Here is an 11827-nt window from a genome sequence, read left to right as displayed (position 1 = left end):
AAAGATGCCCCTGTCTTCCACAACCTGTCGCGGCACCGATTAGTGCTGATGCTCATGCTTCAAGGCATAGCAGGGGTTTTCACGAAATCTTTCGATCAGTCCATTGACGAGATCGCCGGCATTGCAAACCGCGATCTCCCCGCCGCCGAGCCGCGCCGATGCGATGATCTTTCTTGCGCGCAAATCACGGCCAAGCTTGTCATTGTCGATGCGCGGCTCCGGAACCAGTTCGAGTTTCCGGGCAAAGAAGTCGACGGAGACGCGTTCGGAGACCCCGCGATCAATGAACTCGCCATTGAACGTCTTCCAGAACCGATACGGAACGTTCGCTCGCTCTTCCGCGACATGAACAAACGTCTCGACGAAATCGACCCCAAAAAACAGGATCTTGCACTTGCGCGTCAACATGACCTCGAAGGCGCTGCCCTCCGAAAACGCGCTGCGTGCTCGCGCGTCGGCGATCTCCGCCGCTTGGCGTCCGACCGCCGCAACCGGCTGGAACGGGTGGCGCGACCTTTGCGCTGACGGATGACGCCGCACGAACTCGGAAAAGGCACCCATCTTCTCTGACGGCGTGTTCTGCCGATCAAACGGCTTGCCCTGGCAGAACCCGAAATTGAAAGTCGGCACAACGAGGGTCCCGGACTCCCCGATGATTTCGATCAATGCGTTGAAGAGGCCCTCCGGACCGTTCTGTCCCTGTCGTGATACGAACTTTCCCAAGCTCTTCAGACTGGAGTGAATAAACAGGCAGTCGCCTTCCACGACTCCCAGAGCGCCGAGGCTGGCCGCCAATTCCGTTTCGGAGTAGACGGCAGGGACCGCCTGCGTCCCAGGCGCGATTTCGGCCGCCTTCATTTCAGCAATCCAGACTTCACGAGTTTGTCGGCCAGCTCCGACAAATAGCCCAACTCAATACCCGTCATGCGCGATACGTCATTGAGATCGTGCTCGCCGTCGGCGTAGGACAAGATATAGTTGATGGCCCGCAACTGCTCGCGGCTGTCGAGGCGCGAGTCGCTGCTGTAACCCCAGGTTAGCGGCGAGTTGACGTTCGGATAAAGCCCTCGCTTACCCAACTGGTATTCGCAGTACGGCTGGTTTCTTTGCAACGGCCGCCAGCTTTCATGCTCTTTGAGAATGGCTTCCAGCTGGTCCACCGTCTGCGCAAAGGATTCAAGCCGCACAAACTCCTTGTTGTCGGCCGATGTGTGATACTCGGGAAACTTGCCGTAGACGGTTCTCGCGACTTGCCCGACCGGAAGATTGAAACCGGCGGCACAATACTGGCGCTCATCGCTTCCCTCGGAAGGATCGAACGGCCTGATCTCGCACGTCCCTTGATTCGCCAGTCTTTCAAACACCTTGTCGAGCGACGATCGCCCCATCCGCGAGCGCTTGTAGGAAAGTCTGGCGCCCGGCCCGCCGAGGCATGTCAGCACCAGGCCTGCCTGCATCGAGCTTGCGAGCACTTTGCCATGCCCGTTGAGGAAACAGATCGAGCCAATCGTCTCGGGATTGATGACGAAAAGGTAGTCGAAGCGGCGCCGCTCCCACCGTGACAATCGTTCGTAAAGGGCTGCGAGGACGATTGGTCCGCTCAATTCATTGTTCGCCATACTCGGATGGCAAAGATAGCTCGAGATCAGAACCAGCCTCCCCGCGCTGCCACCCCTAAGGTAGCTATAGCCACAATCGACCGAGCCGGCTTTGAAGGACGATTTGATGACCGCGCGATATTTACCCGGCTTCAGGGCGACGCGGCGCGCGTGCGGAAGACAGAAGCCCCAGTTTCTAGCGTAGTAGGACGTCACATAGGGCGTCCAATCCGGCTGGCTCGGGATCGAGTGCAGATGCTGCTGAAGCTCCTCAAGCTCGATCAACCGATTAACTGGCGTCGAGTAATTCACAACAGCGAGATTGTTTTTCTGGAAGTCAAGAATCTTGCGTCCATCGGGATCAAGCAGATAGGCATCCTCGATCACCCATTCGTCCGGAACGGTCCAGTCAAACGCCTGCTCCCCGCTGGCCGTCTTGTGGATTTCAAAGGGAACATGGCGTGACAGAATTTTGAGCGAATCGCGATATCCCTCCCCAGTGATGCTCCGCGGGATTGGAAACAGCTCATCGAACAACGTTTCGATTTGTTTCGTCGTGTCCAGCATCTTGTCCTTACACCTAATGGATTACGTAGGGTTCAAGATGTGGGTTCGAAGCTCGCAAGCCGACCTCGTTGCGACCGAATTGAAAGCTGCGGATCGGCTTGTTGGCGGCCAGCGCTATGTTGAGCGCGATCGTCGTCATTCCCCAGACCTCCGATGCCCGGGCGATCAGATGCTCGGTATCGCCGCTGAACATCTCGGCCTCAAGATGATCCGGGTGGATCAGGCTCAATTCGCGCGCCACCACGCCGACATCCTGCCGGGGGTGAGGCTTGACCAGGACTCGGCGGACCGACGCTGAATGTTTCTTGCGCAGAACCGCCGCGAGTACGCTCCGCCAGTCATAGCCGAGCCCATCGGCGGCTTCGGTCGGATCGAGCAGCAATGCAACCATGCCCGTCTCCTCGACGATGCCGCTCGTCAAAATCCGATCCGCGGCAGCCTCAATGGCAAGATGCGGCAAAACTCTTATCCTTGACCGCGTCTCGTTGCCGAAGAGGTCGACAATGGAAGCGGCGGCAATCGCGTCGGGCACGACGATCACGTCGGGCAACGGGCCATCGCCAAAATGGGCGGCGTAGTTCTTCCAGTGGTCGAACACGAAGATGCTTGTCGCTCCTGCGGCCGCCGCTTGTTTCAGCACGGCCTGGGTGTCGGCAAAGACCGTCGATTGACCGACAACAAGCGCATCGCCCGGCTGGAGCACATGCGCCATCTCGTCGGCGGAAGTCGTTCCCTCCTGTTGCGCCGCCGACCATGCGGCAGCGTACCAGGTACCCAGCCGGCCCATGCTGCGCAACAGCGGAACAAGCTCGCGCGCGATCGCGTGGGCGCCCGGATGAATCGTATAGACATGAACGCGATCGTAATTCGCGATGAAGTCCTGCCACAGGCGGGCGCTATTCGGCCTCATGCGCTCAACCGCTCGGCGATCTTCTGTGCCGCGACGGCATCCTCGCCGGTGCACAGCGGCTCGGCGCCATCGATCACGTCGCGGGCATGCCGCATGAGATTGATCATGGCAGAAGCCGCGCCGGTCTCCTGCGCGGCCGTCTCGACGAGACGGCGGCCGGGCGGAATGCCGGCGCCCTCGCGCAGCTGGAACGGCCGAAGCCGCCGGCCGTCAGAGTCCACGACGATCCGCGCCGTTTGATAGACGATGTCCACCTCGAACAGCGTAAAGCAGCGCTCATCGAGCGCCTGCAGGAACACTTCAGGACAACGCTCGAATCCGAGAAATGCGGACACCGTCGGATCGTCGCGCCAGTGATCGTATTTGCTGGCGAGCGGTTGGTACTGCGTGCACTCACCGAACAGCATGCGGCAAAGATCGATGGCATGCGTGCCGTTATGGCGCACGCCCTTGGCGTACCGAATGGTCGCGGTCATTGCATCCCGGCCCCGCAACCGCTGCCAGGCCGGCACAAAGCGGCGCGTGTAATTGACGATCAGCGGAACGCCGGCGTCCCGGTACAGGCGGATAATCCGCTCGCCCTCGGCGCTCGACAAGGCGAGAGGCTTCTCCGCGATGACGGCACGCGGCCGATAGGCCAGCGCCCGTTCCAACAGGCCTGCGCGCTGCTCCGTCGGAACCGCCAGGCTCACGATGTCCGGTTTGCATCGCATCGCTTCATCAAGATCGGCGCAAACGGCGCACTCCCAACACTTCGCCCGCTCTCTCGCGGCCTCTGCGCTGTCGGCAATCGCAACGAGGTCGAAGCCAGTGGCCTTGTACCCGCCCGCGTGGGTCAGCGGCTCTGGCGTGCCCACTTCATCGAGTTGCGCGCCGATCGAACCTGCTCCGATCACCGCTGCGCGCAGCGAAGCGTTCATGTTCAACCCTCGGCCAGCGTCTTCTGACGCACGGCGCTGTTGATCGCCACCCAGTCCGGGGTCTTGCGCAACAAAGTCACGACATCCCTGGCGCTAAAATCGAGCCGCTCGGGGTAGAGATGCTCGAACACGCGCCGCACGAGTTCGTAATCGGCGGGTTCGTCGACAGTCAGGCGAAGCTCGGGCCAGCGCAATTCGGCGGGCGGCTCCCAGCCGACCAACCGAAACAGCTGCGGATTGCGATAGATGAAGTAACTGCCGTGAACGCGATCGACCGGATCGTCACTCAGGTCGGCCGAGCGCTGCAGCGCTTCCATCGTGAAGGCGCGCACATCGAAGCCGATCGGGAACGTGCAGCCGTTCAGGCTGTTGCTCGCATAGTCCGCCTTCGCATCGGTTATCCTGCGAACGGTTTCGTCGACATGTTCCGGATCGATCAGGGGGCAATCGCCGGTCAGCTGCACGATCAGGTCGGCGCCCTTTGCGGCGTTGAGCAGGCGCTGCGTGATGTCCTCGACCGGACCGCGATAGACGCGGCAATCGATCCGCCGGCAAAGATCCGCAATGGCCTCATCCGGCATGCTGACCGTGCTTGCCACGACGACCTCATCGACGAGCCTGGCGCGACGTACGCGTTCCACCAGCCGTTGTAGCATCGGCGCTCCGGCGAGCGGAAACATCACCTTGCCCGGCAGCCTTGTGGCCGACATCCGCGCTTCAATGGTTGCAATGACGCGCATGTATCTCACCAGCGATTCTGAAGCCAACAATGACTGCGATCACTGCAATACCCGGGGACCTGCGGTCCATGCGACCGCATCGCACTGGATCTTTGTGGAACCGCTGTTGAACGCAAGCGCGTTGAACGGCAGTACAATGCGAACAGTCGCACCCTCCGGTCCACCGACCACGAGCTGCGCCGCCCCAGACACTCCGGGTTCGCCCATGACGGCGTCGAGATCGTTTGGGCCGACGACGGCGAGTTCGCCACTTTGACGCGTATCGACGGTGCGGCCATTCAGCAGAACCTGCTTCATCGAGCCCGGAAGGCAGATCAACCACGGGCGTTCCGGCAATTCGAACGTGACCCTCTCATCGCGCGAGATCTGAGCCGAGATTGTCGCCGGCACCCTGCCAAAGAAAATGAGCGGCAATACGCGGCTTTCAATCGGCAGTTCCTCTGCGTCGATCCCGACCGTTATCGAGCCGCCAGGAGGCAAGACCAGCCGCACCGGCCTGTCAATGTGCGAAAGCAAGGCCTCTCTGCCGCAGGCGACGCGGAACGGCGCCTTCCACTCATAATCATCAGCTTCGAGAGAGACCGCCTCGACATGGTCGGCAACCGCCTTCGAAAATAGACTCGAGATGGCCTCGGGTGTCGGACGTGGCCGGTAGATCCGCGGAGCCGTCGCCTGCTCGGAGTAAGTTTCAGCAAAAAAACGCCTGGTTGGCTCGGCAAACATCCATTGCCAGCCTCGTTTCGAAGCATCCTCAAAAATCAGCGCGCCGGCCCAGCCCAGTAATTGGTAGATCATGCCGTAAGGTGCGCCTGTATCGTCTTGTCCGATGACTGCCTTTTGGTCGGGATCGAAAATTGTCGTCCGCCCCCCTTCGTGAGTGCTGACAAAGGTATGGATGAACGAGCGATCTCTCGTCGAAGTATAGCGCACAGCAAGGTCCGCCGTAGATACACGGCCCAACAGGGATGCGAGCAGGTTGGCAAGCGCAAAACAGTGGCCATCGCCGTGAAAAAGGAAATAGCGCGGTCCGAGCAGAATCGGCGCGTAACGTGCCGGGTAGCTGCGAAAGTCGCCGAGCGCATTGGAATGCGACGTGTTCGCCACAAATCGGCAGAAAACATCCTCCGCGCTCGCCCTTGGGAACTCGACCGCGAACACAACCTCGATCGGATTGTGCGATGGATTTTCAAGACGGACACCAGCGACCCGGTCCTGGTCAACCCGGTCGAGCATGGCCGGGGACCATTCACCGACGCTTCTGAGCATCGGCTTTTGCAATTCGTCGAAGTACCCCGTCAATCTGAAATGCTCAAGAAACTGTTGCGCCGTTCCATCACCCGAGTGCTCCTCGACAACGGCAAGAAGCTCGTCAACGACGCTTAGCAAGGACGAGGAACTGCGAACCAAGGAACATTCCTTCCCATCGGTCTTCATACTGGCGCTGGAGCTCGGCCGTACCCGGAATTCCCTCAACCGAGGACAATCGAGGCGGCGACCCGTGAATGAAACAGTAGCGAATCTCGTTGACCGAAAATCCAGCGTCAGCATAGAGTTCGGCCACGTTGAGAGGATTTTCGGCGCTCCGGTACAACTCGGCGCTCTGGTCGCGCAGGACCGGAACGGCGAGCCCGGATATCGCGTTCAATTCTTGAGAAATTCGTCGCCGCGCGAGCTCGGGCAAGTCCTTCAGTAGCTCTCCGGCCACGAAGTCGACGGTACCTTGATTGAGCGCAAAAAGATTGAAAAGCGCATTTCGGTGCACAATGGCGGCAAGGCCGCCCGGCTCCGTCAACTCGGCAACGTGGCGCATGAACCTCGGCTTGTCGCGGTAATAGCAAGCGACCCCATTGGCGATGACGGCGGCAAACCGCAGCTCCGGCTTATAGTCGAACAGGTCGGTCTGTTCGACTTTGGCGGCAGTGCCGATCAGCGCTTTAGCCCGTTTGACCATCTCGGCCGAGAAGTCGATTGCTGTGCACGTCATCCCAGCAGCGGCTAACTCTGACGTTAAGGTCCCGATCCCGCATCCGATCTCCAGAACCGGCCTGCCGGGACTCAGGTGGCCCAGAACCGCACGTCTTACGAGACCGCGCCGCGCTTCATTCAACGGCAACGCTGTATCCGAATAGTCGGCGACCCGACTTTCTCGGGAAAAATGCTCAAAGATCGACGGGGTATCTTCGTTCGTCATTGAACAGATATGCCGATATTTTGCGCCCCGAACATAGACAAGTGCTTTGCCATCCGCGAACGCCGGCGCGCGCTATGGCCACCCATGCGCCATTCAATCAGTGCTCCATCGTCGACCACCACCGCGTCATAACCCTCCGGAACGCTAATGCCGGGCTTGCTGGCGTAAAACAGACGGAAATCATCGCTGCGATCCTCGCCCGTGCAGAGGAAGCGGACGCAACGCCTAATCTGGCGATTCAACTCCTCCCGTTCCAAAGCCTTTGCCTCGCCACCCTGAATGGCAAGGAGCTTATCCCGGTTGAGATCAAGCGCGCTGCGGCCACCAACGACAACCTCCTCGATGGCCGCTGCGGCTTTCGGCGTCCGGTAGGGCGGAAGCTCACTCGCATCAGAGTTCGGGACGACGTCGCCAACATCGATCGAGCAACCAAGAATTCGCAGATGTGTCCAACGATAAGCAAATCGGATCGGATCGATTGACGGTCCTCGCTGAAGCGCCTGCTCCAGACAGGCGAAATAGCCTTCGGCGCTCTCCGCCCAGAGAACCACGTCACCGATCGGGTATGGGGTGTGTAGGTCGAATGCCACGACAGTCGGAACACCCAGCCGCGCCATCTCGAGTGCCGTAAAGCTCCAGGCGCTCAGTCCAACGTCCGCCAGCTCCATCAGATCGTAGCTCGATATTTTGTCTTCGGCCCAGACGACGCGAACATGCTTGAACGGTCCAGAGAACCTCTCTTTCAGCAGTCCAAGATGCCCCGCAATAACGGCGTCGCGCCGGTTCGCCCCCTCACGAGGATGAGTGCGAATGACGAGTTGAAGATCCGGGCTCGCCTCCACCTTGGCGACCAACGCCTCCAACCACTCAATCTGGTCGCGGAACGGCTGCTTTTCCGGAAACGGCTCCATGCCCATGGCTTCAAGGTAGCGGTTGTTTGCTCCGATCTCGTCCAGGCTGCTGGTAAACGCGACCAGAACGCGACGATTGGGGTCAAGCTCAAGCCGGTCAAACAGATCGTTCGCCGTTCCGGAACGTACCGGCGAATAGATCAGCATCGAGTTGCTCGACATCCGGTAGATCAGGTCATCACAGACCTCTTTGACAATCTCCCGCGACAGAGCCAGACTCCTCCAGTCAGGCCACTCCTTCAATAGCTGTCGAAAGGTTGCGATCGACAGCGGCTGGGTCATGAACAGGAGTCGGCGCCGATCTACTGCGCGGATGGTCGCGTGCGACAGATTGGTCGTCGCTATTCCGGCCTGCCGGGCGGCAAGGGCCGCCCCCATCAGGATTGCGTATTGATTGAAGTAGATGACGCGTGCGATTCCTGTCAGGCGCACTAGCCGTTGCATCGCCAGATAACTGAACAGCGACCCTTTCAGATATTTCAGCAGCAATGAACGAACGGCGGGATCGGCGCCCGTAAAGTCGGTCACCTTGAAAGTGACGGCTGCCATCGCCCCGCAGAACTGGCCGAGCCGGGCCCCTTCGAACTCGAACGTCGAAAGATCTTCCGGCAGATCGGTCATCAGCCGGTCAACCGTCTTGCGTACGTCGTCATCGATCAGGTCCTGAAGGTCGAGCACATCAAGTCCGTAAGCACCGGTCATGCTGTTCGCCGCCTGGCGGCACGAAGCGCAGACCGCCAGCCGCTCCTGCTCGGTTGGCTCCATTGCGATGGCGGCGGCGTCCATGACGATGCAACGCGGATAGACATCGAAGCAACGAATGATCAGAACGCGATGGCCGCGCTCCTTAAGCGTCTTCGCCACCAGGCTGTGCGCGACGTAGTGCGGAACGATACCGGCCTCGGGCGCAAAGAAGACGACCGCTTTCTGGTCGCCGAAGCCAGCAAGCTGTTCCACAGTGATGCGCGTGGGTTCCGGCGGCGGTCCCGCCACCACCGGCGGCCTGAACACCCGCAAGACCGCGCCGGCGCCACGGCGCGCGACATTCCGCCCCCGCCGCAGGATCGCACGCGGCAGGCGTGTCACTGAGCGCATCAGCGTCGACTGGCCGCTGCCTGCGACATCCGAGCTCATAGTGCGCCCAACAATGCTTCGACCTTCTCGGGATAGAAGCGACGAATACCCGGCTCAAAGCGCTGCCACAGCGACGTCAGCGCGGGCCGGTCGAGCGCCGACGCGTAATCGTCCGTCCAGTACATGCGCTTCGAATTCTTGATCGGCGGAGGGACGGGATTGGCAAACCCACCGACGAATTCGGAGAGACGCCGCACGCAGCCGTCGAAGTCGAGGAACAGATCTTCGTAGCGGATGATGATGTCCTCATCCCCTTCCTTCAGCTCCTCGAGCCACTTCGCATTCTCCCCAATATACTCTTCGAGGAAATTCCACTCCTTGCTCCCGGCGCGGAAGACATATTCGTGGGCGCGTGGTCCGCTGGGTCCGACGTCATAGGCCGACTTGCTGTAAAGCACGCCGTCCGAATAGAAACTGTCGAACGGATAGCCGATGAGATTGATGCGCGGGACACCCGGCAAGGTATGACGCTGCGGGTGGTAGTAGTGGTTGAAATAGATTTTGAGATTTGGATTAGGCTCCGGCAATCTGGTCTGACTGTCCGCGTGCAGACCCCTGAGGACGTAGTCGTCCTCCATCAGAACATATCTCTGCTCGCGATTGGGCCGGTAGATGGTCGCCTCAAGCGCGAGGCGAAGCGCCAGACAAAGATAGTGTGTGCCTGCGCGCATCTGCGTCACCAGCGCGATTTCCCTGAGGCCTGTATCGCTACGACTTGTCACCTTGGCTCCATGCGTCATCATGATCTCGATATCGACTTCGGCCCTGCGCACCGCCAAATGGACTAGGCGCGAACCGAACGATCGGCGAAGTCCGACGAACTTGCTGCGGCGAGCAACGCAGAAATCCCAAAATTTGCGCGATCGAATTGATCCGCTAGCGACCTCGCAAAGCTGTAATCGCTCGCCGTATCGACCGTAAAACTGCGCGACGCCGGACGCCAACCCGGCGGCGGCGCGATTGACTGGACCGCAAAGCTGTCGCGGTGATCGTAGAAATAAAGTGTCAGGTGCTCACGATGGTCACGTGAAAGCGGAGCCTTGGCATCGAGCATCACCATTGTCTCGGCGCGATAGATCTCGACGTCGAGGCCGACCGGAAATCGTCCCTTGGTGGTCGCAAGGTCGAAACGATCGAACTCTTCGGTTTTCATTACGCACCAGTCCACGAGTTCGGCGTCGACGAACGGACAATCCGCGGTCACCCGTGCCACGGCATCGAGCCCAAAGTGTTTCGCGGCACCAACGTAACGCGCCACTAGGTCGGATTCCGATCCGCGAAAGGTGCCGATCCCTTCCCGCGCAGCGATCGTCGCGAGCTCGTCATCGACGGGCAGATCGGTCGTCGCAAGAATAACCACGCCAGACTGTAAACCCTGCAATCTCCGCAACAGGAACGTAAGCATGGGCAGACCCTGCAGCGGCAGCAGGGCCTTGCCCGGGAGCCGGGTCGACGACGTTCGTGCGGCGACGAGGATGCCGACTTTACCGAGCTTCATCCGCCTATTCCGGTCATCAGCCGCGCGATCTTCATCTTGTGTTCGGAATCGATAAAGAAGCATTCTGCCGCCGACACGACATAGCTGACTGTCGATCGGCCCATTAGCGAGCCCGTCGGGAAATTCCGGTTACGGACTGCCACGCAAGTCTGCACATCGCGATAGATTGTATCGAAGTCGGAACGCAACTCGCCGCGCCGATTGAGCATCTCGATGCCATGCGCGGTCCGGCGGAAGACCCTGCTGGTAATCTCCTCAACTCCATTGGCGGAATCCGCATCGCTCATGGCAAGCGTCGACACAGCCTCTTCCAGCGTATCGACGTTGACGAACGGAGACTGTATGTAACGCACGACAGTAATACCCGTCAGTTCGGGATCGAGCTCGCGTGCGATCTTTTCCAGTGTCGGCACGATACTGGCGGAACGGATCGTGCTCTGCGGATCGCGAAGCACGAAGCGCAGCCGGGGGTCGCGGGATCGCGCGACCCATTCCGCGGTCTCCGGATTGTCGCAAGTCACCACGATGTGGTCGAACATGTCTGAGGAGGAGGTCACGCGAATGTCCCGCTCCAGGAGCGAAAGCCCGCCGATTTCCTGCTTCCAGAGGTCGGTCGTGAAGTCGAAGTCCCGCCGGCACGGGATCACGGCGATCACCGGATGCGCCGTTGCCAGCCGCGCCCTGACGGCATCCTTCTTGATCTGGCGGCGCGCATTGATGATGCGCTGCGTATCCGTCGTCAGATTGGTGCCGTGCTTGCGATAGTAGAACAGTGGTAGGTTGACATTGGCGCATTTGTATCGCGTCACGACCTTGGTCCACAGGTCGAAACCGTCCTGGGCGCCGAGATCTTCCCTGTAGCCGCCGATTTCCTTCAGCACGGATGCACGCACCAGCGTACACGCGCCGTTCGGCGGAAGGTCAAACGAATGGTTCTGCGAGTAGAGCCGCTGCCGGCGCTCCTGGCCGAAGACCTCGCCGAACTTGTCGACCAGATAATAGTCAGGGAACGCGAGAGCGAGGTCGGGATCGCGGTCCAGATAGTTGCCCAGCACCAGCAGGATATTCTCGTCGAATACGTCGTCGCCATCGAGCCGGATGACATAGTCGCCTTTCGCCAATCCGAGCGCGAAGTTGCACACCGCCGTAAGCCCGATCCCCTCTTTCCGGTGCAGCGATATCCTGGGATGACCGCGGTAAAGGCTCATCACCTCCGGCGTTTCGTCGGTAGACCCGTCGTCGATCACGATCAGTTCCCAGTCGTCGGCGGACTGCCGCAGTACGCTTTCGATCGCCTCACCAAGGAAGCGGCCGTAATTGTGCGACGGAATGTAAACGGTGAAACGCAAACGCGACAT

Annotated in this window: 11 protein-coding genes; all 11 read right to left on the bottom strand. The window is 60.1% G+C overall.

What is annotated here, in order from left to right:
- Positions 1–39: 39 nt before the first annotated feature.
- Positions 40–858, bottom strand: a complete 819-nt coding sequence (locus VFB05_RS24315; RefSeq protein WP_325017058.1) for an AAC(3) family N-acetyltransferase — start codon at positions 856–858, stop codon at positions 40–42.
- Entirely contained in the window at positions 855–2165 is a 1311-nt protein-coding gene (locus tag VFB05_RS24310) for a DUF4910 domain-containing protein (protein ID WP_325017056.1), read from the bottom strand. The genes VFB05_RS24315 and VFB05_RS24310 overlap by 4 nt, the downstream gene beginning before the upstream one ends.
- 13 nt (positions 2166–2178) lie before the next feature.
- A complete protein-coding gene (locus tag VFB05_RS24305; RefSeq protein ID WP_325017054.1) occupies positions 2179–3075 on the bottom strand; it encodes a hypothetical protein in 897 nt (298 codons plus the stop codon).
- On the bottom strand, positions 3072–3995 hold the full coding sequence (locus tag VFB05_RS24300; RefSeq protein ID WP_325017052.1) for a Gfo/Idh/MocA family oxidoreductase: 924 nt from the start codon (positions 3993–3995) through the stop codon (positions 3072–3074). Before VFB05_RS24300 ends, VFB05_RS24305 begins: the two co-directional genes overlap by 4 nt.
- 2 nt (positions 3996–3997) lie before the next feature.
- Positions 3998–4735 carry a glycosyltransferase family protein gene (locus VFB05_RS24295; protein ID WP_325017050.1) on the bottom strand — a complete coding sequence of 246 codons (738 nt, stop codon included), beginning with the start codon at positions 4733–4735 and terminating at the stop codon, positions 3998–4000.
- A gap of 39 nt (positions 4736–4774) precedes the next feature.
- On the bottom strand, positions 4775–6142 hold the full coding sequence (locus VFB05_RS24290; RefSeq protein WP_325017049.1) for a hypothetical protein: 1368 nt from the start codon (positions 6140–6142) through the stop codon (positions 4775–4777).
- A complete protein-coding gene (locus VFB05_RS24285) occupies positions 6105–6926 on the bottom strand; it encodes a class I SAM-dependent methyltransferase (RefSeq protein WP_325017047.1) in 822 nt (273 codons plus the stop codon). Before VFB05_RS24285 ends, VFB05_RS24290 begins: the two co-directional genes overlap by 38 nt.
- Positions 6923–8971: a hypothetical protein gene (locus VFB05_RS24280; RefSeq protein WP_325017045.1), complete on the bottom strand. Its 2049-nt coding sequence runs from the start codon at positions 8969–8971 to the stop codon at positions 6923–6925. The genes VFB05_RS24285 and VFB05_RS24280 overlap by 4 nt, the downstream gene beginning before the upstream one ends.
- Positions 8968–9693 carry a hypothetical protein gene (locus VFB05_RS24275; RefSeq protein ID WP_325017043.1) on the bottom strand — a complete coding sequence of 242 codons (726 nt, stop codon included), beginning with the start codon at positions 9691–9693 and terminating at the stop codon, positions 8968–8970. The genes VFB05_RS24280 and VFB05_RS24275 overlap by 4 nt, the downstream gene beginning before the upstream one ends.
- Before the next feature lie 62 nt (positions 9694–9755).
- On the bottom strand, positions 9756–10469 hold the full coding sequence (locus VFB05_RS24270) for a cytidylyltransferase domain-containing protein (RefSeq protein WP_325017041.1): 714 nt from the start codon (positions 10467–10469) through the stop codon (positions 9756–9758).
- On the bottom strand, positions 10466–11827 hold the full coding sequence (locus tag VFB05_RS24265) for a glycosyltransferase family 2 protein (protein ID WP_325017039.1): 1362 nt from the start codon (positions 11825–11827) through the stop codon (positions 10466–10468). Before VFB05_RS24265 ends, VFB05_RS24270 begins: the two co-directional genes overlap by 4 nt.

This window comes from Bradyrhizobium sp. (assembly GCF_035652035.1).
Classification (GTDB): domain Bacteria; phylum Pseudomonadota; class Alphaproteobacteria; order Rhizobiales; family Xanthobacteraceae; genus Bradyrhizobium.
The sequence above is the reverse complement of the archived record's forward strand: the minus strand, read 5'-3'. Positions and strand labels throughout refer to the sequence as shown.

What these genes read in the sequence shown, in the direction of transcription:
- VFB05_RS24285 (WP_325017047.1), bottom strand. Translation starts at nt 6,926, where the DNA reads ATGACGAACGAAGATACCCCGTCGATCTTTGAGCATTTTTCCCGAGAA.
- VFB05_RS24315 (WP_325017058.1), bottom strand. Translation starts at nt 858, where the DNA reads ATGAAGGCGGCCGAAATCGCGCCTGGGACGCAGGCGGTCCCTGCCGTC.
- VFB05_RS24305 (WP_325017054.1), bottom strand. Translation starts at nt 3,075, where the DNA reads ATGAGGCCGAATAGCGCCCGCCTGTGGCAGGACTTCATCGCGAATTAC.
- VFB05_RS24295 (WP_325017050.1), bottom strand. Translation starts at nt 4,735, where the DNA reads ATGCGCGTCATTGCAACCATTGAAGCGCGGATGTCGGCCACAAGGCTG.
- VFB05_RS24300 (WP_325017052.1), bottom strand. Translation starts at nt 3,995, where the DNA reads ATGAACGCTTCGCTGCGCGCAGCGGTGATCGGAGCAGGTTCGATCGGC.
- VFB05_RS24270 (WP_325017041.1), bottom strand. Translation starts at nt 10,469, where the DNA reads ATGAAGCTCGGTAAAGTCGGCATCCTCGTCGCCGCACGAACGTCGTCG.
- VFB05_RS24265 (WP_325017039.1), bottom strand. Translation starts at nt 11,827, where the DNA reads ATGTCGCGTTTGCGTTTCACCGTTTACATTCCGTCGCACAATTACGGC.
- VFB05_RS24310 (WP_325017056.1), bottom strand. Translation starts at nt 2,165, where the DNA reads ATGCTGGACACGACGAAACAAATCGAAACGTTGTTCGATGAGCTGTTT.
- VFB05_RS24280 (WP_325017045.1), bottom strand. Translation starts at nt 8,971, where the DNA reads ATGAGCTCGGATGTCGCAGGCAGCGGCCAGTCGACGCTGATGCGCTCA.